This window comes from Microbulbifer sp. 2205BS26-8, from assembly GCF_030731025.1.
Taxonomy (GTDB): domain Bacteria; phylum Pseudomonadota; class Gammaproteobacteria; order Pseudomonadales; family Cellvibrionaceae; genus Microbulbifer; species Microbulbifer spongiae.
The window spans coordinates 1-23,301 of sequence record NZ_JAVAMR010000035.1; the positions used below are offsets into that span (position 1 = coordinate 1).

The 23,301-nt window shown below is 52.5% G+C and carries 14 protein-coding genes; 8 read left to right on the top strand and 6 right to left on the bottom strand.

Annotated elements, in window-relative coordinates:
- The 3 genes from Q5Y71_RS11965 to Q5Y71_RS11975 form a co-directional block, all read right to left on the bottom strand.
- Nucleotides 1-3,853 (bottom strand): filamentous hemagglutinin N-terminal domain-containing protein (locus Q5Y71_RS11965; RefSeq protein WP_306042382.1); only part of this gene is annotated, 3,853 nt, incomplete at its 3' end.
- Between the two features lie 55 nt (nt 3,854-3,908).
- Nucleotides 3,909-5,888, bottom strand: coding sequence for a ShlB/FhaC/HecB family hemolysin secretion/activation protein (locus Q5Y71_RS11970; protein ID WP_306042383.1), 1,980 nt, complete (start codon nt 5,886-5,888; stop codon nt 3,909-3,911).
- An 83-nt stretch (nt 5,889-5,971) separates the two neighbouring features.
- Nucleotides 5,972-8,593 (bottom strand): protein kinase, encoded by a 2,622-nt coding sequence (locus Q5Y71_RS11975; protein WP_306042384.1) that lies wholly within the window; start codon nt 8,591-8,593, stop codon nt 5,972-5,974.
- Between the two features lie 622 nt (nt 8,594-9,215).
- Between Q5Y71_RS11975 and Q5Y71_RS11980 the strand changes: the two genes are divergently transcribed.
- From Q5Y71_RS11980 to Q5Y71_RS12005, 6 genes are all read left to right on the top strand, one after another.
- Nucleotides 9,216-9,704: a type VI secretion system tube protein Hcp gene (locus Q5Y71_RS11980; RefSeq protein WP_306042385.1), complete on the top strand. Its 489-nt coding sequence runs from the start codon at nt 9,216-9,218 to the stop codon at nt 9,702-9,704.
- Nucleotides 9,705-9,897: 193 nt separating this feature from the next.
- Nucleotides 9,898-11,778: a type VI secretion system Vgr family protein gene (locus tag Q5Y71_RS11985; protein WP_306042386.1), complete on the top strand. Its 1,881-nt coding sequence runs from the start codon at nt 9,898-9,900 to the stop codon at nt 11,776-11,778.
- A gap of 16 nt (nt 11,779-11,794) precedes the next feature.
- The gene (locus Q5Y71_RS11990; RefSeq protein WP_306042387.1) at nt 11,795-12,373 is read left to right on the top strand and encodes a hypothetical protein; all 579 of its coding nucleotides are present in this window, start codon (nt 11,795-11,797) and stop codon (nt 12,371-12,373) included.
- 3 nt (nt 12,374-12,376) lie between these two features.
- Nucleotides 12,377-12,670 (top strand): PAAR domain-containing protein, encoded by a 294-nt coding sequence (locus tag Q5Y71_RS11995; protein WP_301415392.1) that lies wholly within the window; start codon nt 12,377-12,379, stop codon nt 12,668-12,670.
- Nucleotides 12,671-13,223: 553 nt separating this feature from the next.
- Nucleotides 13,224-13,706: a DUF6795 domain-containing protein gene (locus Q5Y71_RS12000; RefSeq protein WP_306042388.1), complete on the top strand. Its 483-nt coding sequence runs from the start codon at nt 13,224-13,226 to the stop codon at nt 13,704-13,706.
- A 34-nt stretch (nt 13,707-13,740) separates the two neighbouring features.
- On the top strand, nt 13,741-14,892 hold the full coding sequence (locus tag Q5Y71_RS12005; protein WP_306042389.1) for a lipase family protein: 1,152 nt from the start codon (nt 13,741-13,743) through the stop codon (nt 14,890-14,892).
- A 238-nt stretch (nt 14,893-15,130) separates the two neighbouring features.
- Here Q5Y71_RS12005 and Q5Y71_RS12010 read toward each other — a convergent pair whose 3' ends face one another.
- On the bottom strand, nt 15,131-16,591 hold the full coding sequence (locus Q5Y71_RS12010) for a hypothetical protein (protein WP_306042390.1): 1,461 nt from the start codon (nt 16,589-16,591) through the stop codon (nt 15,131-15,133).
- Nucleotides 16,592-16,960: 369 nt separating this feature from the next.
- On the opposite strand from Q5Y71_RS12010, the gene Q5Y71_RS12015 reads away from it, so the two are divergent.
- A complete protein-coding gene (locus Q5Y71_RS12015) occupies nt 16,961-18,511 on the top strand; it encodes an alpha/beta fold hydrolase (protein WP_306042391.1) in 1,551 nt (516 codons plus the stop codon).
- A gap of 139 nt (nt 18,512-18,650) precedes the next feature.
- On the top strand, nt 18,651-21,389 hold the full coding sequence (locus tag Q5Y71_RS12020; protein WP_306042392.1) for a M1 family metallopeptidase: 2,739 nt from the start codon (nt 18,651-18,653) through the stop codon (nt 21,387-21,389).
- 164 nt (nt 21,390-21,553) lie between these two features.
- On the opposite strand, the gene gcvH is transcribed toward Q5Y71_RS12020, so the two are convergent.
- Entirely contained in the window at nt 21,554-21,940 is a 387-nt protein-coding gene (gene gcvH, locus Q5Y71_RS12025; RefSeq protein ID WP_306042393.1) for a glycine cleavage system protein GcvH, read from the bottom strand.
- 67 nt (nt 21,941-22,007) lie between these two features.
- A complete protein-coding gene (gene gcvT, locus Q5Y71_RS12030) occupies nt 22,008-23,096 on the bottom strand; it encodes a glycine cleavage system aminomethyltransferase GcvT (RefSeq protein WP_306042394.1) in 1,089 nt (362 codons plus the stop codon).
- Nucleotides 23,097-23,301 lie beyond the last annotated feature (205 nt).

Consider the following 23,301-nt stretch of genomic DNA (forward strand, 5'->3'; position numbering starts at 1 on the left):
CATTCACTGTATCGATACCTCCAGCGGCATCTACGCTGCTGATATTGCTGAAAGCGATATCGTTGGCAATCAGTGCATTTAAACCGGTTACTGAAAAAATATCCGCATCATCCGAGCCCACCAGGCTGCCGCCTGTAACACTGTCGATCTCGCTAAAACGGATTCCACTGGTTACCACTTCCTGACTGTTGCCAGTCAGGCTTACCAGATCCAGTGCCACCAGGCTGTCACTGCCCAAACCCGCATTGACGGTATCCACTTCGCTGAAGTTGATGTTCGCGGTATTCAGGGCATTTGTGCCGGTGATGGTAAACAGGTCATCGCCACTGCTGCCGGTTAAAAGCACTGTGGTTGCACTGAAAATACCCTCGAAAGTCAGCGCGCCCGCTAGCAACTGGTTATCGCTGCCAGTCAATTCCAGGCCATCAATGTAGGCAAGGGCATTGAGACTGTCGCTGCCACCCCGGCCCTGCACTGCAGTCAGGCCGGTAAAGGTCATTTCATAGGTTGCCACCTCACCGCCGGCACCCAGGGTAAAGGTATCGCTGTCGGCAGTACCCAACAGGTTGGCACTGGTGGCGGTAAGGGTTTCCACTTCAGAGAACAGGATACCGCTGTTGCGGGCTTCTTTATTATTACCAGTCAGTAACCACTCGGTACCATCGGCTCCGTTGACCGTGTCGATACCGCCAAGGGCATCAACGCTGCTGATACCGCTAAAGGCAATATTATTGGCCATCAGCGCATTCAGGTCGGTAATTTCGAACCTGTCCTCACCATCCGAGCCCGCCAGGCTGCCGCCTGTAACACTGTCAATCTCGCTAAAACGGATTCCACTGGTTACGGCTTCCTGACTGTTACCAGTCAGGCTTACCAGATCCAGTGCCACCAGGCTGTCACTGCCCAAACCCGCATTGACGTTATTCAACCCGCTAAAGTCGATATTCGCGGTATTCAGGGTATTTGTGCCGGTGATGGTAAACTGGTCATCCCCACTGCTGCCGGTTAAAAGCGCTGTGGTTGCACTGAAAATACCTTCGAAAGTCAGTGTGCCTGCCGACAGTTGATTATCACTGCCAGTCAAGGTCAGGCCATCCGTGTAAGTGAGGGCGTTTAGGCTGTCGCTGCCACCCCGGCCCTGTACTGAAGACAGGCTTGAGAAGCTCATCCCGTAGACTCCCACTGCACCGTCGGTATCCAGAGTAAAGGATTCACTGCCGGCAGTACCCAGCAGCGTGGCATTTTTAACAGTAAGGGTTTCCACTTCAGAGAACAGGATACCGCTGTTGCGGGCTTCTTTATTATTACCAGTCAGTAACCACTCGGCATCTTCGGCTCCGTTGACCGTGTCGATACCGCCAAGGGCATCAACGCTGCTGATACCATTAAAGGCAATATCATTGGCCATCAGCGCATTCAGACCGGTAATCTCGAACCTGTCCTCGCCATCTGAGCCCACCAGGCTGTCGCTGCCCAAACCCGCATTGACTGTATCCACTTCGCTGAAGTTGATATTCGCTGTATTCAGGGTATTTGTGCCGGTGATGGTAAACTGGTCATCCCCACTGCTGCCGGTTAAAAGCGCTGTAGTTGCACTGAAAATTCCATCGAATGCAAGGGTGCCAGCTAGCAACTGGTTATCGCTGCCAGTCAATGTCAGGCCATCAATGTAGGCAAGGGCATCAAGACTGTCGCTGCCACCCCGGCCCTGCACTGCAGACAAGCCGGTAAAGCGCATTTCATAGGTTTCCACCTCACCGCCGGCACCCAGGGTAAAGGTATCGCTGTCGGCAGTACCCAGCAGGTTGGCATTTCTAGCAGTCAGGGTTTCCACCTCAGAGAACAGGATACCGCTATTGCGCGCCTCTTTATTATTGCCAGTCAGTAACCAGTCGGCACCATCGGCACCACTAACACTATCCTCCCCGCCACCGAGATCCAGTGCCTCAATACCAGTAAAGGCAATATTATTGGTGGTAAAAGCATTATCATCATCCACTGAAACCGTATCGGCATCCGCCCCCAGCGTAAATTTATCAAATCCACTTCCCGCTGTGACATTACCAGAATTGGAAACAAGAATATTACCCAGCACATTATCTGTGCCTGAAATCTGGGATGCATCAAATGGATTAATCCCTACAGTTAGGGAGAAATCAGCAACACTGATACTGCCTAAGTTAACAAACGATCCCCCTGAGTTTGCAACCAGCTCGCCATTGTCTGCAGAGATAGACCCAGTTTCAGAGATCTGTATACCGCTAAAAGAAGATAAAGTAAGACTATTGGCAGAATCCCACACCAGGGCACCAGAGACAAGAATACCTTCGGAAAAATCTGCTCCCGAGCTGGGGGATACATCCCTATCAGGCCCATTGGCCGTATCCTCATCAATTACATTTATTTCAATATTAGTAGTCTCTAAATAAGTATTAATACTCGATGTTGAAATACAATTTACAGAACAAGAGTCAGCAATTTCCATCCAGCCTGGATTTAGTAGCCAGTCGCCAGTCTCTCCGCCACCATAGCTTGCGGTGGAAATAAATAAAGAGTCTTCGTCAAGGTAGAGATACTGCTTTCCGGAGGTTTCTATAAAACCTCCATTGCCGCCAGATTCACCAGACTCAGCGCGGATACTGCCGGCAACATAAGTGCTATTGTCAGCCCAGACAATAACTTCACCACCATTCCCATTTCCTCTACCACTGACATTAATTTCAGCCTCAGCAGTTAGCCTGGTTGTTTTTGCATTGCGGATATTGGGATTGTCACCTTGATAATCACCACCGATCAGGACTTTACCTCCAGAGACCAGCCCTCGCGCATCTATAACACCACGAACAAGGACTTCATCACCGAGCACCATAACCTGACCGCCGTTACCATTATGGCCCTGAGCAGTAATGACACCGCTGTGCTCAGCAGTACTGCCCTCCATTACTATCTCACCGCCAATGGTGCCGGATGCATCCAGACTACCGCTGTTGACAACACCGGAACCGGAGCCGAATAGCCGAATCTTCCCCCCACTATTGTCAATTCCACGGGCGTTTATGCTCCCTTCATTATTAACTGCAGCAGTGAACAGCCCCCCAGAGACACTGGCTTCCATCAGAACCTGGGCACCATTTATTGTGCCCTCATTCAACACCGCACTATCCACCCCAAGCTGGTTTTCCATTACCTCTTTGGTTACTTTCAGTCCAATCAAACCGTCAGTATCAAAGGTAAGGAAAGCTTCATCGGCCGCTGCCAGACTTACCAGGTCGGCTTGAATTAATCCTGTAGAGGTGTTTGTAACCTGCTTACCAACAAGCACCACACTGGCCGCATTAATGAACCCTTTATTGATCACATATCCTGCAGAGCTGCCTTCACCTTTAAAAGTAAAGTCGCCATTTATAAAATCCTCAGGGGCCATATCAAGTCCGGATGCAGTAAGAGCACCCACATTCACTGTGGCACTCTCTGTAAATAACACACCCCGTGGATTCACCAGAATCACATGCCCATTAGATTCAAGGGTGCCACGAATCGTACTTGGGTTTTGATCAAGAATACGATTAAGCACAATAGAAGAAGCATTGGGCTGCAGAAATTTAACTAACTCTTCCTCGCTTAAATTGAAGGAATCCCAATCAATTGATAGTAAATCTGTAACCTGATCAATCGTCGTTGTAGTGCCGTCCACATCAATAGTGCCACTGCCACCAGTTACAACACCGCCTTCAGGGCCAGCATGGAGCAGTGGGCTTACCAAACTGGCCAGGATTCCAGCGCAAGCCACACGTGACAGATTAATTGCTCGAGATATTTTTTTTAATTCGGGCTTGTTTATTTTGATATTCATACCGGCACCTGTGAAGATCCGCCAAATGTGTTTAACCTTGGATGGGCCTTATAAGTCAGTTGTAAAATACAGAGAAATCGGTATAGACCGTTGGCTGATCTTCGCCAACGGTTAGATTAGGTATAGAGGAACCTGAATCCAGTGGCCAAGCAACAGAAACCTTGCTGGAGAACCTGTCGTTCCAGTTAAATTTAAACAACATGCCAGCTCCCGAGAACCGGGCCCAGTCATCCTTCAGCCCGGCTTCATAATTGTTCACATATCCATACCCGATATCTGCAATAAGAGCCACTTGAAACATATCATTCAGGCGCTGCCCGAAAAGCTCCGGATCAATGGCGTCAGGAAAACTCATATACCATTCAGCAGATAAAACGCCACCCCGGTCTGCGGAAAAGTCCCTCACAGAAAAAGCCCGAACACTATTGGCCCCGCCCAGGGAAAACTGCTCAAATCCGGGCAAATTACTGTCGCTATATTGCGCCCGGCTTTTTAATATCAGTCTGGAGTGATCATCAGAAAACGGCATTGGCAGAAAGATCAATGCGCTGGTGTTTAAAGATAGCTTTGTGAATCTATCCCCTCTGCCTTTCTCAACTGTATTTTTGTGTTCACCATATTGCAGTGTGGTATTCACTATATTCAGCATCGAAAGAAAACCATTCGAAAGACTGTCTATATAGAAACCCACCTCACCACCATACACATGGTCGTTTGTGAAACTTAGAATTCTATCAAGCCCTGGAATTCCACCAATATCGGATTCTTTGTCACTCAGTGCAAGGGAACCGGTAACATTGAAATCCCGTGATCTTATGAATTTATGATCTATCGAAAAAGTATAGCTCTTGTTGAGACCATTAATATCCAGCACATTAATGATATTGTTTTCATTTTCTTCGTCATATAGGCCGAAATCATTATAGTCAGTAGACAGCTGCACTCTGGTACGAGGGCTGATCAACGGAAAACTGTATTTCAACTGCGCCAGTTCCGAGCCCACAAAATCATCTGAGCCAGGATTGGATTTCAGATAGCCGACAGTCAAGGCATCGCCAATCCCCAACGGGTTGAGCCAGTCTATGGTGGCGTATGCTCGCTGAGCACCGGTATACAATGAGCCATGATTATCCACCCTGAAAGAGGCTTTCCAGCGATTCGTATCGCGTACTTTTAAATTGAGCTTGGTCTCCCCGGGATTTTCTCCAGCACTGAAATAGCCCGTTACATTAAGAGCAGGCAGATCATTCAGCAGATATAATCCCGACTCAATATCTGCATGATTGACCAGCTTTCCACGCTGATCCTCAAAAGGAGCAACCAATTTCCCCTGTGCATATTGATCGTTATCATCGGCAACAATCTGGCCCAGCAAACCCTCTTGTACGGTGAGCGTTACCACTCCGTTTTCCACATCCTGCGCAGGGATTTGAACCTGAGCCAGAAAAAGCCCCTGGCGTCGGTAAAAACCGGTGAGTTCTGCCGCAATCTCTTCAAGATCCGCATAGCTGAGCCCGCGATCCTCATTTTGTCTTTCAATCACACTGACGAGTTTTATTAATTCTGCAGGACCCAGCCCTTGCGGGTTAAGCTGGGCCTTCATACTATCGAGCAAGCCAGCAAGCTCTTCCAGTTCCTCAAGGGTAAACCCGCTGGCAAGGCGTTTATCCTCCTTCATAAATTGTATCCGCAATGATTCAGCTAATTGCTCAATGGTTTCGCGATCAATACCAAGATCCGGATATTCCTCTAATCTGTGAAACCGGAACTTTTTTACGGCAATCCTCGGCCCTTCATTACGCCGGGAAATCTCGGGAATCCGGGTATTGAGATTTGGAGCTTCCGCTTCATAGGTGCGCTGTAAAAAATCTTTGGTGATATCCGATTCGTTAACCGTAGGCGTATTCTGGTCGAATGCGTCCCTTACACGACTGCGAAAACCGGCGTTATCTTCCTGGGCCTGACCTGGCGTTATGGGCAGTACAAACGTGATACTTACCAAAAGTGCCAATTTGATTTTTTGAAGTCCAGGCATCTCCCCCTCCATGCAATTATTGATTCAACCATCGGTTGTATCGGCACGATTTCCTTTCGCCATAAAATGCTAACAGGAACTGACTAATTCACATCCCTGACAAGACGGAAACCCGTCAATGCATCGGCCTGCCCACTGTGAAACTGCTTGGTTGTCGCCAGACAGCGGCTCATGGGATCTTTGCGGCTACCCCCCAGTACCAGTAGCTCACCATTGGTAGCGCGCGTCCACTCCTGAACATTGCCAACAGCGTTCACCAGCCCAAATGCGTTGGGGGAACCTGCCCGAGCGGGCACCAGCTCGGCACCCTTTTCAATGCCGCCGTATTTCAGGTGACAATTGCGATCGGCAACTTCTGCCTGGCCTTTCGCGCTGGCAGCAGCAAACCATTCCTGCTCGGAGGGCAACCGGTAGGTGTAGCCAGTCTCATCGCTCAACCAGTTGAGGTACGCTTCAACATTTGCCAGAGCCAGGGTATTTGCCGGAAGATTTCCAGCTCCCAGATCCAGTGCCCCGCACTGGTCGGTGGCGCGGCAGAAAGGCTCAAGATCGCTGTTGCTGATCTCATATTTACCGACGGCCAGGGCCCTACCACCTGCTCCCTTAACCACCACCATGGCGGGACTCAAACTGCCATCGGCGAGACGGTCATGGCAGCTGTAGCGATCCCCCCTGCCGCCACTGCCGGGGGACAGGTGCCCGCAATAGTCCAGCCTGAAATCCCTGAGAGGCTGATAACCAGGTAACAGCGCCCTGAACTGATCTAGCAAAGGCTCTGTGCGCACCGGGTCCTCTCTACCAAGGCGGGCAGCGCAGTTGCTCAATTCTTCCCCCACAACCGGGCGTATTTGCCGGGCTTTAACGCTATCCAGCTTTGCCAATTGCGACAGCTGTGCCCCCACACCGGCCACATTCATGCCGAAGTCACAGGTCAGCGCACCTTCCATATCATCCAGTACAGCATCAATCCGCCTCTGTTTCCTGGCCGCTTCCTGCCGGCGCTGAGCGAGCAGCTCTTGCTGGTGCAAACGCTCAGCTTCGCGCTCGGCCTGCAAGCGCTCCGCCTCAAGACGTGCTCGCAGGCTCTCTCTATCCCTGGCAAGCTGTGACTGGATCGCGGCGGCCTGGCTTGACACTCCGTACCACCAGTTAGATGCACTGTTAAGCATGGCATCGGCCTGATCCAGGTTACCCAGATTCAACTGGCCAGTGGCTGCTGCCAAAAATAGCTCAGATACCTCGCGTCGCGAGGCATCCGGGTAAGTCTCATCCCCCGGATTCAGCTCGGCGTATTCTTGAAGCTCCAGTTGAAGATCCTTCTCCCAGGCTGGTGTCAGGATGCTGAGGCCAATGAGTCTTGCTATCGCCTCTTTCTTATCGGCGATACGCCGTTGCAAAAGCTCCTCTTGCAACTTTCGCTCCAGTTCAGCCTTCACTTTCGCCTGCTCAACGGAATTCTGTTGTTGTAAATGGCTGTAGCCTGCTCCTGCACCCACTAGCATCACAGCGAAAATGCCACCGAGCACCCATTTCCAAGTATTGCTGACAAAAAAAGCCTGAACAAATTTCTCTACAGTATCTGTGCGATCCTCACGCCTGAGTTCAAGAGACAACTGCAGCGCACGCCACTGCCGCCGGCTCAGACCCTTGATACGGCTGGGTCGCAGCTTTTGTTCAAAAGCCTTATCCGCTGGCACCTTGTCGTAGGGATGGCGCCCACAGAACAGCTCATAGACAACACACCCCAGGGCAAAAACATCATCACTGGGCGCTGGTTCACCCCCTTTTAGCATCTCTAGACTGGCATAGGCCGGGGTCAGGGCGCCCAGGCTGCCGGCATCAAATACGGTCGTTTCACCGCTCTTGCCAGCCAGCCCCCCTTCGGATACAGCTCGGGCAATACCAAAGTCGAAGACTTTGGCTCCTTTCTTGCTGGTAACAAAAATATTGCCCGGTTTAAAATCTGAATGGACAATCTTGTGGGAGTGGGCATAGATCAGGGCCTGGGAGATATCCCAAAACACCTTGCGGGCCTTTTCAGGCTCGAGACCAGAATCAGCATGCTGGCGCAGTAACTTGTCCAATGGAGCACCTTCAAGGTATTCCATGGTCATAAATACGCGCTCCCCATCGCGATCAAAATCATAGACCGTAACGATATTGGGGTGAGCCAGGGTCTGCGACTTTCGCGCTTCGCGCTGCAGGGAGATAAAAGCATCCGGATGTTGCTGAAAGTCATCATTCAACAACTTGATTGCTACATAGGGTTCGTTGTCACTGGCTTCCAATTTGCGATGATCGAGGGCTTTGTATACAGCCCCCATACCGCCAACACCAAGCAACTTATCCAGTTCGAAGCGCCCCTTGATAACAGTCCTGGTTATTGCATCAGCGGGAGGGGCTTCAGCTACTCCGGTTGCCTCTGTAAGATTTACCGCTACGCCACCTGCCAATCGGGTCGCTTTTACCCGCGAGCCAGCGCCTTGTTTTGGGGTCGAGCTCAGGACAGTGTCATCAGTTCCAGATTCTAAACCCTCAGAAGGTGTTAATAACTTTGCGCCCCGTACAGGCAGGTGATCATTGACCCCGGTAAACTCCTGTTGAACAACAACAGTGGCATCGCCATCCCCTGCCAGCGTATCCGCAGCTTGCTCGAGACCGGGCCCAGGGCCACCTGGTCGAACAATACGCGTCTTATCGTTCAATTCCGTCTCCGTGAAAAAACACTATCGCGCTTCCAAATGGCATAACAGTGGATGGCTAAAAGCTGATCCGGCAAGGCAAAAATAAAGCCCGAAGTATATCGAACTGCTCAATAGGCAACAATAAATCAATATTCAAATATATTTGCATACCGGATTGCATACGACCGTTTCACACAACAACCATAAGGACCATTGTTCACCTGTCTGCTGTTGCAAGCAATTACGCAGCATTACATATCGATAATCACTGTTCGATTTTTTTCACTTACAACATTCCTGGTAAAGCTTGCTAATACCCAAGCTGTCTTTTTAGTTTTATCATTCCCGCAATATATCCCTGCTTTTCATTTCACAGTCGATCCTCTGGCAGGAGAAATCGTCATCCCGATAATTGGGGTCGGAGTCGAATACGAGAAACAGGCGTAATCCCGACAGACATTGAATGGTTGTAATTAATTGGTGCCAGAGTTGATTTAATAAAAAAAAATAAGGTTTTTTTTTGCTGCGCCCTCTGCTTAAATCCCCCCAGTTGCCACTGTGATGCTGATCCAGTAAAAGCACGATTGCAGGGGTAAAGGATTAACCACCAACACCATCAGCCAAATACAAAGAGGGACTCCCCATGGCTATCTATATGAACTTCAACAACAAATCTCATAAAGGCAACGTTACCGCACAAGGGTACGAAGACTGGATCGAGGTAGACAGCTTCAACTTTGGTGTTGGTCGTGGAATCACCATGGAGGCCGGAGCCACCTCCAACCGCGAAGCCTCTCGCCCCAGCCTGAGCGAGGTGACGCTCACCAAGCGTATCGATGCCGCTTCAGGCGGTTTGTTCAAAGCTTCAGTGACCGGTGACGAAGGTGTACCCGTGGAGATCCATGTAGTGCAAACCGGTGCCAACTCTGTAGATAAATACGCAGTTTACAAGTTGGAGAACGTCCTGATTTCTTCTTACAGTATTGGCGCCTCAGCAGGTGGTGCACCGCAAGAGTCCATATCCTTGAGTTTTGCCAAAATTGAGGCCGACCTCAACCATGCGGACAAGACCAACAAGAATCCGAAAAATATGCGGGTTGGATACGATCTCACCACTGCTACCCCACTGTAAGCGATTCGGTTTTTTTCGAGTACTGGGCGCTGGCCTGCAGAATCCCCTGCGGGCCTCGCTTTACGGGTCTTTAGCTGAGCATTTTACGAGCCCTCATCCAAGGATCCGCTGGTCCACAGTAATTTTTCTATTCCCTAAGGCACCGTCGGGATAGTTGGGGCTGCCCATGGCAACACTAAATCAAGATAAAAGAATGCTAAAAGTCGACAGCCCTGTCGGCACCGATGCACTGGTTGCAACCACGTTACAAGGGGAAGAGCATATATCCAAGCTCTTTCACTACGAAGTTCACCTTATTTCAGACAACCACGCCATCGCACAGAACGAAATCGTTGGCAAACCCATCACTGTTTCTATTCATCACTCTGAAACACCTCGCTATATTAACGGCTTTGTCACCCAGTTTTCATTACACGATGTCAACTCTGAAGGCATACGTTGCTATAGCGCTATTATCCAGCCGGGACTGTGGTTCACAAGCCTCGGCAGCTGTAACAGGATTTTTGAAAAAAAAAGTGCCAAACAAATTCTGGAAGAGGTGCTGGGTGAATACAATCGTGTTATTCGACTGACACTGAAATTAAACGCTGAATACATTACTCGTGAATACTGTGTACAATTTGATGAGACCGACTTCGAGTTTGTCAATCGCCTTATGGCAGAAGAGGGGATATCCTACTATTTTAAGCACTCCGACGGACAGCATGAACTTATTTTATGCGATGACCCCCAGGATTTTTACGATTGTAACAGCGAACAGATAGAATATGCCGGCGGGGGCAGCCATCCCACCAAAAATTCTATCAATAGCTGGAGGCATAATTTCAATTATCACAGTGGAGGCTTTGAACTTAAGGACTACAGCGAGTTCACTGCAACAAAAGATAACAAGCAGCAGGTAAAAACAACCAGCAAGCTCAATGATGCCGCAAGTTATCTGCGTGGATTATACGGCCTGAATCATTTCCAGGCCGATGGTGAGCACAAACATAAATTTACCGACAACTACCACAAGGCGCTGGCCGAGCGCGCTATGGAATCCCAGGAAGCCCTATTCGATGTGAGCCATGGGCGCAGTGATTGTCCATGTCTTGGTGCTGGAGGGCGCTTCCTTTTCGATCACCCTCTGTCCACAGAAAAGGGCAAATACCTGGTTACCACTGTACATATCTCCGCCGCTGATGGCAATAACAGCGAAACACACTTTCACAACACTTTCAGTTGTGTACCCGCATCCGTACTACCGCGTCCAGCGCCCAATATCTGCGCAAAGAAAATCCACTCCCCCCAGGTCGCCCATGTACTGGAGGTAAAAGCGACAGCCTCCGATAGCTCTCAAGACCCCTATACCCAGCTCAAGGTAAAGTTTCCATGGAACTCCCGCCAAAACAGCTGCTGGGTTCGGGTTATGCAGTCCTTTGCCGGCAAAAACTGGGGGGCCAACTTTGTACCCAGAGTCAACCAGGAGGTTATCGTCAATTATATCAACGGCGACCCTGATCGCCCCTTGATCACTGGTGCAGTCTACAACGGCGATAATCCCGGCCCCAATTACACCGCTACCCAAAGCGGCTGGAAAACGGAGCACGAAGGCAGCACCTTCAATGAACTCAGGTTTGATGACAAGGGTGGCAGTGAAGAAATTTATATGGAGGCCGGCAGGGATCACACCTTTGTGATTCACAACGACCAGAGCGGAAAAATAGAAAACAAGCAGACTCTGGAAGTAAAACAGGATCGCACTATTACCGTTACCGATGGCAGTGAAGTAGTCACTATTGCCAAGGGGGACCAGAAGCTGAATGTCGACAAAGGCAATCAGGTGGTCACTATTGGCTCGGGAAATCATGCCCTGAAAATAAGCAAGGGATCTCAAACAACGGACGCTATGGGTGCCATAAAGATATCTTCAAAAGCTTCTATTGAATTAAAGGTGGGAGGCAGCAGTATTAAACTGACTCCGGCAGGAATCACCATTAAAGGCACAATGCTCTCCTGTAAGGGAGATGCCTCCGCTGAGGTAAAAGGGGGCGGGATGCTCACTCTGAAAGGTGGCGTCACTATGATCAACTGACGAGAATCGAGACTCAATGACCGATTTGATCAAAGTACAAGAACTTACAGCGGCAGAACTTCTCAAGAACTTCGATGTAAGCGAGGAGGCTGAAGAATACCTGGTGCCGGATACGGCACCAGAAGTCAGCATCAATCAACTAATCAATGCCGGCCTATATCCGGATGCGATCAAATTACTGGCCCATGGCCTGCCCAAGCGTGAAGCGGTATGGTGGGCTTGTCTCGCGGCTCGGGATATCCAAAGCCCGGCAACCGACGAGGACAATGTCAATGCCCTGATCGCTGCGGAGAGTTGGGCCAAGAAACCCAGCGAGGAGGCCCGCCTGAAGTGCAAGGTTCTTGGGGAAAAAACCAAACACAAAACACCGGCGAGTTGGGCGGCAACTGCCGCCAGTTGGTGCCACGGAAGCCTGGCAGCGGCGGGGGAGCCTGTGATTGAGCCTCCGCAATACCTGTATGCACACGCCGTAGCCGGCAGCGTGACACTGGCAGCTGTATTATCCGATCCCATTGATCCCGGTAAAATCTTTGTTCGCTATATGGCGCAGGGACTGGATTTGGCCCGTGGCGGCGACGGCAGAGTGGAGGACTGATGGATGGGCAAACCCGCCTCACGTATCACCGATATGCACGTTTGTCCAATGGTCACGGGCACTGTGCCACATGTCGGGGGGCCGGTCCTGAGTCCCGGGGCACCCACCGTCATCATCGGTGGTATGCCTTCAGCTACGGTCGGCAGCATGTGTACCTGTGTGGGACCACCGGATACAGTTGCCATGGGCAGTACCACCGTGATGCTGCAAGGCAAGCCGGCTGCACGGATGGGTGACACTACAGGACATGGAGGCAAACTCGTTGTTGGCTGCCCCACAGTACTCATTGGTGGCTGATATCAGTAAACGTTACACATGCCTATTTGCTCTATCACATTCAGGTACACGTTAGAGCAGATCCCATTGCAAAACCTCAAAGGGCAGCTATTTTCATACACTCATTGCCATTCAACTGGCAAAACCGGAATGAAGACAATGATTACGCAACATTCAAACAGCGCTCGGAAAAATGCGGGGAAGCACAAAAGGGCCACTCACTGAGAACAGAGTGTTAAACCTGGTCAGAAATCACACTAGCTAACGATTCGGAAACTGACTTAATTGCTTATAATAAAAATAAAAAATGAGAACAGCCTCAAGAAAATAATTTTTGTATCACCATAAGATAATAAATTATTTGCAGAAAACTGATAGCGAACCAGAAAAATATTATATAACTGAATTATTAGACGTATAGCGTGGAAGAAATTTTCCATTTTTCTGGAACGCAATGTCACAGAAGTTTGTGTTGCAGAGTATTTTCCTTACCGGGAAGTATTTTTTCTTTCAATTACCCGGCAAACGACAATGAAGTGCACTGTGAGAGCAACCAGGAAGGAAAGTGATATCTATGAGTAAAAAAAAATGTATTGTAATTTCTCTGTCATTGATTTGGCTTAGTTTCTCTTTTTCGGAGGTGTCTTACGCAATGACTTTTTCAAATCCCTTAAAGGCCTGTACTTTTTCTGAAATGAATCTCAGGATCACCCTAAATGGACAACCGGCAGCAGGTGCAAAAGTTATCCGGATGGTGGACTGGAAGACGGAGTCTGTCGATAGCTTTATGGTTGATGACAGTGGCAAGGTCCATCTTCCGGCCAAATTTGAAAGCTCTATTACACAGGCTTTACCAGTAGAATTTGTGTCTTCCCAGGTGATCAATGTGCAATATATGGATCAAGTTTACAAAATATGGGTATATGCAAAAAGAAATCCAAAAGAGAACTCTGAACTTGAAGGAGAGCCACTCAACCTTAGCTGTGAACTGCTGGATGATCCAAAAACAGAGAGAGTATTTAATTCGCTGCTAAAAACTTCATGCAAATTTATTTGATCATTAACAAAACAGGGGTGATAACAGTATGCTTATGCTTACTCCAAAATATAGTGCCCAACTCGCTGCGGATATCTATCTGGTACAAAAACCCGGCACGCAGGAATTGTTTTATGATGTCTATAAATCTGATCTTGAGGTTAACAACAAAAAAAACAACCTAAGCGGAAAAACAGGAGCCTTTTTCCTGCTTAATAATATCCATACCATGGGTATAGCGGCCTGTGGTACTGGCCGATTCAAAGGCCAGGCTTTTATCGCATTAAAAGGGACTTCAAGCGGTTATGATGCACTCACCGATATCAATGCAGGCATCAAGCGGTTCCATACTGGTAGCGCCGTACACCAGGGTTTTTATTACACTTTTGAATCCCTCCTGCCGCAACTGGAACAATTTGCACACGAGTTGCCCAAGGAGATCCATACCATTCATTGCGTCGGTCACAGCCTCGGGGGCGCTCTGGCCACTCTGGTCGCAGACTGGCTGTCTTTGAACAGTGGAAAAACTGTCAAACTCTATACATTTGGCAGTCCGAGGGTTGGTTTGGATCACTTTTCCAGAAATTGTAAACGCAGGCTTACACCCGGTAACATTTATCGGGTTTACCATCGCAATGACCCGGTTCCCATGGTGCCCACCTGGCCGTTTGTACATGTACCTAATGGTGGTGTGGGGGATTTTCAATTACCAACTCCCACCCACAGCCCTATTACAAGCCACAGCAGCCAGACGTATATAGCCTCGGTTTCCCCGAATGACGCCAGCCTTGATTGGAATGCCATCAAAAACAGGAAACCCAAAGAAAACCTGGAGAAAAGTATTGAGGCCTGGCTGAGATCCGATGGTGTGCTGTCACTGACAATGAATACCGCCTGGATCGCCGGAGAGGCACTGCTTTGGGTATTAAAGAAAATTGGTAACTTGGCCGGTATTTCCCTGGTTGTTGCTGGCAGCACAACCTTTACCCTGTTGGACAGGCTGGCAATCTTCCTCCATAAGGCCTATCACATCAGCAGAGATATCTCCTTCTGGGTCATACGCCTGATACACAGGCTGGCACAGTTAATCGGAATGGCCGTGGTCACCGGGGCAGATATCACCGTTTCATTTATTCGCATGGTGTTTTTGCGTTTACACCACGCCATCTCCGATCTGGTGATGCGCGCCGGGCGTACGATTCACTAATCCTGGCTCGCAAACGGTGTATGCAGGGAGCCCCCTGCCCGTGATAGCTTCATGTTGTGAAAGTGTATTGATTTTATCTTCTATGTGATCGGGGCTTTCACAGGGAGGCCGTATTGGCATAACCCGGTTTTGCACAACACTTTTACACTTGCTTTTGAATTCTCTACACGTGGATGCCCGGCAAGCTATATAACCGGGCCAAAACGCCTTGACGTAGCTGGATGACGCCCTTGCATACCTATTGTAAGGATTTGGGTTTGCCCTGAAATTCCGCCAGTCGCATTTTAATTTGTTGGCTCTCAAATTCATCGGGAATTTCAAATATCAGAGGTTTGGCAACCCGCACGTAGTATTCCGCATCCTTTTGCTGGTAGAGCTCTTCCGCCAGCCACTGGGCGATATGTAACTCACGCGGTGCCCGCTGATAAGCCTGTTCCAGCATCTCCAAGTATTTTTCCCTTGGGTAGTCCAGCATCTCCATTGTCATGGCCAGACCAAACCAGTGGGAAGCTTTCTGGGGTTCTTTATCTACCAGATACGCAAATTCATCAGAGGCCTGTTTCAAACTGTGCAAATCCCGCACCTTATTGGGGATCGTGGCCTGCTGGTTCACCGTCAGCCAGGCATGTGCACTCAGGTACCAGGGCTGTCGGCGATCATTGCCCGGTACACTCGCCAGCAGATGGCTGGCTTGGGGGAAGTCGCCCATACGTAGGTCGGCACTCGCCTTGATGGAAACCAGCTCGGTATTGTAGATACCCGTTTGCAGTGCGTAGGCCATCAAGTCTTCCAGCGCCTGCAGGTTGTAACCGGACTGGGCGATAAAACCTGCCAGTACATTCACCGCTTCCCTTTTTGTCAGGCGCTTAACCTCGGGGGTCGCCTCGAGAAAGTCGGCGGGAATTTCTCCGGTCACCGTGTCAAATTCGCCCAACTCGTAGGCAGCAACGTAGGCCTTTTCGATTTCCGCCAGTGTCATGTCGAGGGCCTCTTCCAGCGCCAGCACCGGGTCCGCACCATCGTTGTACGCCTTGACAAACTGATCAAATTCCTCTGTTTTGCCACTTGTCATCTTCAACCAGTGCGACAGCAGCCAGCCACTGGCATAGACATTGGCTTTGGCTTCCGCATCCGTGTTGTATACCGTGGCGCGCAACAGCGGCTCCAGGGGCATCAGGCCAGCGTACATCAGCGTCATGGCACGTTCATGCGGAATGTCCCCGAGTTCATAGCGGCCCTTCTTTGGAAAAGACATTGTCGCCATGAATTCGGCAAAGCCTTCGCTATACCAGTAGGGGAAGTGGGTGGTGTTGCCGTTATAACTGAGGAAATGGGTGTACTCGTGGAAGAGAAACTCGCGGGCCTTGAGCTGGCGCTCGGCACTGCGGCCATCCAGATTGACCAGGGCATAGTTGCCCTCCGCCGAGGTATCGAACAGTCCATTGGTCATTTCTGCCAGTTCAGCACCCACCAGGCCGGCATAGGTATCGCGGTCCCCGGCAGCATAGATGGTGAGCTTCGGGATATCGGGCGTCGCATCGAGTAATTCAATCACCACAGCACGGTAACGTTCGAGATCGGCCACCAGGCACTTTACGGTCTGGGGGTCACCATCGGTAATGACCCGGAAGTTGTCACTATCCACGGCATACCAGATTTCCTCCCCCAGATATCGGGGAGCGGCAACGGCAGTCAGCACAAAACCGAAACAAAATACTAAACAAACAGCTGCGCGGGAAACCATAGTTCAAGTCACCGAGTCATTATTGCCGGAACCCTCCCTGGCACGCCCAAAGAAACTCCACACTACCGGTTTTTATTGGTTAAAAAAAGATCATTTCGATCATAAATTATCTAATTTGTGAATTTTATATGACTGGATATTCATAAATATATCGAACAAATCAAAAGCCATAGCGGATGCCAGCAGCGACAAACAACGAGACAGATCTCTCAATTTTGCCCTGATCTACCTACCAAAAGTGGTCAAGGCTCTATATTTTTCTGTTGACCAGATACCAGTCGTTGGTCAAAAAATAAAAATGATTCAAACAGATGAGAGATAACAATGAAAATAAGTCTATTAGTGGCGTTGCTTGGCAGCGCCCTGATCTCAATCCACGCCTGGTCGGCACCGGAGTATATTGCAGACCTGGATATCACTTCCTTTGACGGCACCCTGCTGGATGCCAATCTCTTTGTACCGGAATCACCCCCACCGGCAGAGGGCTTCCCCACGGTGATTTTTACCAACAGCTGGGCCCTGGATAAGCACCAGTACTATTTCCAGGCCCGGGCACTGGCGGAAAAGGGCTATCTGGTACTGAGCTACTCGACCCGCGGTTTCGGCCAATCCGGCGGCCTGGTGGATGTGGCCGGAGAAAATAGTATCGCTGACGTCAGTGTGCTGATCGACTGGCTCGAAGCCAACTATCCCGTGGGCAGACTGGGCATGGCGGGCATCTCCTACGGTGGCGGTATCTCATTGCTGGGTGCCGCCCAAGACGCCCGCGTGAAGGCCGTGGCCTGCCTGTCGGGTTGGGCCGATGTGGTAGAGGCGCTCTACCCCAATGAAACCGTCAATCTGGTTTGGGGCGGTCTATTGGTCAACACCGCCCTGCGCAAGGAACCGGAACTGAACCAACTCTGGGCCGATCTGCGCAGCGGCCAGAATTTGGAGCAAGTGATTCGTTTTGCCGCGCAACGCTCGGCCATTAGCTATATCGATGGGTTAAACGAGCACGGCACTGCCGTACTGCTCTCGAATAATTTCGCCGACTATCTGTTCAAACCCAACAGCATGGTCCAACTCTATTCTCTTCTGGAAGGTCCCAAAAAGCTGTTGCTGAATCCGGGTACCCATGCCATTACCGAAATCCTCGCGGGCAGCGACGGTCGTATCTGGTCCACCAGTTTCCGCTGGTTCGATCATCACCTCAAGGGTGAGGACAACGGTATTGACAGCGAACCCAAAGTGGATATGGCCGTGCGTATCAGCAACAAACTGGAGCAGTACGAGGACTACCCGGTGACGGGCGACAGCACCACCTGGTACTTGCGGCCGCGCTTTACCCTGTTGGACAATGGAGGCATGCACGGCGAACGCTATGATGGCTGGCGCTGGACCAACACATTCCACGGGGGTTCCGACACCTTCGCAGGTACCGGTATCCCGCTGTTATCCGACGCCCTGGAAGGCTTCGGTATCCCGGTTTACACCCCCATGCTAGCCATTAACGGATACTACGCGATTGAGTATCAATCCCCAATCCAGTGGCAAACTCTCAGGATTCGCGGGGAGCCGAGACTGGCAATGTGGATTGAACCCAGCCGGGAAACCGTACAGCTGCAGGCGCACCTCTACGATGTCAGCCCCCTGGGGCTGGGCCGGCTGATCACCCATGCGCCCATCACCCTGCGCGGTGGCAGGGCGGGAGAGCCGCAGAGGGTCGATGTGGAGCTGTTCACCACCAGCTACGATGTCCCCGCCGGTCACCGGGTGGTGCTGGCCATCGATACCCAGGGCCTGATCTACCAGAAACCCCAGGACACCGATTACCGTATCCGCGTGCCCTACAGTAGCAGCGAGGCCTCCAGCCTGACGATCCCGCACCTCTGAGGCAATACGCCAGCTTGCCCTTTCCCCGGCGGTGGCCTGCCGGGGGACTGAACCGCCCCGCTGATCAACTCGTCTCAGCACAGCGCGTATTTTCTCACCGAACCGTTACAATGCGCTTTTCGACTAAATACCCACACTTATGAATAAGAAGCTTCCATTTGCCCTGCTGGCCACTGCGCTGCTGTTTGCAGCTGCTCGCGCCCCGGCAGAAAAAACCCCGGAACAGCCTCAACAACAAACCGCCGCGGAAACAGCGGCAGTAGACTACAGTGATGCCCCGGAGGGCAAACTGCCCGAGGGCGTGCACCCTTTGGCCTATCGCCTCGATTTGCTGCTGGACCCACGCCAGGCGTCCTTTGACGGTAGTGTTGCCATCGATATCCGCCTGGACGAGAGCACAGACCACATTTGGCTGCACGGCAAGAATCTCACCGTGGAAAAAATCCATGCACAGCGCAAAGGCGGCCAGACCGTTGCGGCCTCTTACCGCCAGGTTCTCGACAGCGGCGTGGCCGTGATTGCTTTCGCCGAGTCTCTGCCCGCCGGCGACTTCACCTTGCACATCGACTATAGCGCGGCCTTCGATCGCAACCTCGCCGGCCTGTTCAAGGTAGAGGAGCAGGGCAATGCCTATGCTCTGGCCAAGTCCGAATCCATCCAGGCGCGCAAATACCTGCCCGGTTTCGACGAGCCCGGCCTCAAGGCGCCCTTCTCTATCAGTCTCACCGTGCCCGAGGGCTACGCCGCCATCAGCAATGGTCCGGAGCTGGCACGGGAGCCGGCTGGTGCGGGTCTTGAGAAAGTCACCTTTGCCACCACGCCCCCCATGCCCACCTACCTGCTGTCTTTGTCAGTGGGCCCCTTCGATATGGTGGAACGCCCGGCCATCCCACCAAACAAATACCGCAGGGAAGCCATCCCATTAAGAGGTTTTGCGCGCCATGGTCGCGGCGAGGATATGCACTATATCCTCGATATCACACCGAAAATGGTGGAAACTTTTGAAACCCAGCTACAACGCCCCTACCCTTTCAAAAAGCTGGATATTATTGCTGCCCCCCAGTGGCCCAGCGGCGCAACAGAGTTGTCTGCCGCCATTACCTACCGCGAACAGCGTATTCTGGTGGGAGACAACCCGGCACCCGGTACCCGCCTGGCCCTGGTGGAGGTGCACGCCCACGAGATCGCACACATGTGGTTTGGCAATCAGGTCACCCCACCCTGGTGGGATGACCTGTGGCTGAAAGAGGGCTTTGCCACCTGGGGTGAACCCCTGGCTCTCACCATTATGGAGCCCGAGGGCGGTCACGACCTCAATGCCACCACCTCCGCCATCAGCGCCATGCAGCTGGACTCACTCGCCAGCACCCGCGCTATCCGCGAGCCGGTGACAAACAACAACACCATCCGCAACGCCTACGATGCCATCACCTATTCAAAAAGCCTCGGCGTCATCAATATGGTGGACGGCTACTTCGGCGCCGAACGGTTCCGCCCGGCCCTGGGCCGCTACCTGGAAACTTTCAGTGGTGGCAAAGCGGATTCCCCGTCCTTCTACCGGGTGATCGGTGAAGAAACCAATACCCCGGAATTGACGAAAACCTTTCGCAGCTTTGTGGAGCAGAAGGGGGTCCCCCAACTGGACCTGGCACTGGAGTGTGCCGATTCGGGCCGTGCCAAACTGCGCGTACACCAGAGCCGCTACAAGCCGCTGGGCTCTCCCATTGCCGATGCCCGGCAACAATGGAACATTCCCTTCTGCTACAAAAGCGATACCGGTGTGCAACAGTGCCAGATGCTCACGCAGGCCGATACGACTCTGAATGTGCTCGGCGAGACCTGCCCCGGTTGGATCATGCCCAATGTGCAGGGCAGTGGTTACTATCGCTGGAACCTGCCCACAGCCCAGTGGCAGGCGCTGGTCAAGCGCTTTGGCCAGTTTGCCCCCACCGAACAGCTGTCGATTATCGACAGCGCTTTTGCGGCCTTCGAAGCCGGCAAGCTGTCGGACACCTTGCTGCTTGAAGTAGTGCGACAATCTGCTGGGGCAGGCAAGCGCCAGGTGATCACCATGCCGCTGCGCTACCTGCGCAAGTACCGCAACAATTATCTCGATCAAGCACAGCGCTCTGCACTTTTGCAGTTTGTCCGCAACCTCTACCTGCCGCTCCTCAACAGCAGCGCCGATAGTCGCGACGCCGACCGGCAGATACTGCACAGTACCCTGCTCAGTTTTATGGCCCTGGTGGCTGAAGACCCGCAAGCGCGCAGGCAATTACTGGACAAGGCCAGGGCCTTTACCGGCTTTCAAGTCCCGCGCGATCCACAGGCACTGGACTCAGACCTCTACACTGCCGCCCTGACAGTTGCCGTGCAGGATGCCGGCGGGGCATTTCTGACACACCTGGTGAATCTGCGCGGTGCACTGGATGATCCGCGTTTTGAAAACGCCAGCGCTAATGCCATCGGCAGCAGCGACAGCCCGCGGCAGGTGGAAACCATCCACAAGCTGGCCCTCAGCGAGGATATGGGCCCGCGCGAGGCCTTTGGCCTGATCCAGTACGCTATGGCACAGCCCCGGGTACAGGCGCAGCACTGGGCCTGGCTACAGCAGAATTTCGAACAGGTGGTGGATAAAATCCCCGCACAAATCCGCCGCCGCACCCCCGCTTTCGCCAACACGTTCTGTGATCGAAAGCACCTGGGGGAATTGCAGCAGCTGTTCGCAAAGCAGGGGCATTTAACCCCCGGTTATGAGCGCAGTCTGGCCCAGACCGAGGAGCGTATTGCACTATGTATGGCACTGCGGGAACAAGGCCGTTCACTGATGGAGGCACTGCCCGGGGCGGAAGGTAAGGCGGCAGACAGCCCTTCCTGAGCCCACTCGGTCAGACCCAAATTGTAATGCCCCCCCCGGTCCCTCAGGGAAGCCTGGGCGGGGCGTAATGGGCACACCCAATCCGCCTGCAGCGTGACACTGCGCGGGTTATTGCGATCGCAGGGCTTGCTCTGATTTGTCTCTGAACCGGGTCAAGGCCCAGATCAACCCTCGGACTCCGCACGGTAGGCATCGGCGTCCAGCATATTGTCCAATTCACCCACATCCGCAGGCTTGACACGGTAAAACCAGCCATCGTCATAGGGCGAGGCATTCACGGTTTCCGGCGCATCTTCCAGGGTTTCGTTCACCGCGACCACTTCGCCGGATACCGGAGAGTAGATATCGCTGGCGGCCTTTACAGACTCAACCACACCGGCCTCATCACCCGCGGCCAGGGTACTGCCCACTTCCGGGGTTTCAACGTACACCACATCCCCGAGGGCATCCTGGGCATGGTCGCTGATGCCAACGGTGATGGTGCCGTCCTCTTCCAGGCGCGCCCACTCGTGGCTGGGCAGGTATTTCAGTTCATTGCGGATTTCACTCATGCTGTGATCCCTTGATTAAGCCTTTGAATAGATGTTCTTTTCCACGCATCCACCTGCGGTGCGATGCTCAGATGACCGATTTGCCGTTGCGCACAAAGCAGGGCTTAACCACCTTGACCGGCTGCAGTTGCCTGCGGATTTCCACCTGGGCACTGTTACCGACACTCGCCGGCACCCGCGCCAGGGCAACGGAATGCCCAAGAGTCGGTGAGAAGGTGCCGCTGGTAATGATACCGCGGTCCTCCGTGCCGTCTACTACCACGGGCTGGCCCGCGCGCAAAACACCGCGCTCCTCCAGTACCAGGCCCACCAGCTTCTGCCGGACCCCCTGCGCGCGCTCCTGCACCAGCGTTGCGCGGCCGATAAAATCGCGATCCTCCGGCGTCCAGGCGATAGTCCAGGCCATGTTGGCCTGCAGTGGTGAGATGTCCTCGTCCATTTCGTGGCCGTAGAGATTCATACCCGCTTCCAGACGCAGGGTGTCGCGGGCGCCGAGGCCGCAGGGCGCGACGCCCGCGTCGGTCAGTGCAAACCAAAAGCCACTGGCCTCTTCTCCGGGCAGCATAATTTCCAGGCCGTCTTCACCGGTATAGCCGGTGCGCGCCACAAACCAGTCGCCGCGGGCGGCACTCTGAAAAACCTTCAAGGCGTCGATGGCCGCGGCCCAGTCGTTACCCAGGGCCACCTTCGCCCGATGAATGGCGCTGGGTCCCTGGATGGCGATCATCGCCAGTTGCGGGCGCTCGGCCAGCTCCACATCGAAGGGCTTCGCCTGTTGTCTCATCCAGGCGAGATCTTTTTCCTGGGTCGCACAGTTCACCACCAGGCGATAGCCGGGATCGCGCAGATAGACAATCAGGTCGTCAATGACACCGCCCTTGTCATTCAGCATGCCCGTGTACAGGGCCTTGCCGGGGTTGCCATCCAGTTTCGCCACATCGTTGGCCAGCAGATAGCGCAGGTAGTCGCGGGCACCGCTGCCCTCGATATCGATCACCGTCATATGGGAGACATCGAACATCCCCGCCTCAGTGCGTACTTTGTTGTGCTCCTCCAGCTGAGACCCGTAGTGCAATGGCATATCCCATCCACCAAAATCCACCATCTTGCCACCGGCGGCGACATGTGCGTCATAGAGAGGCGTTCTGTTTCCCATTGTCAAATCCCAGTCTGCCAGGTTGCGAAGCGGCGTATTCTAGCGGCTTGGGTAGTGGCGTTTCCAGCAGACGCGGCTGCGCGGCAGATCTGCTCGGTTAGCCCTGCGGCCACCGGGACTTAACCCTGCCCAGATCATTGTTCACCGCCAAAGATTCCGCCGGGGCGCTTGCGAAGACAGAGGGGAAGTCCGGATCGGGCAGGTC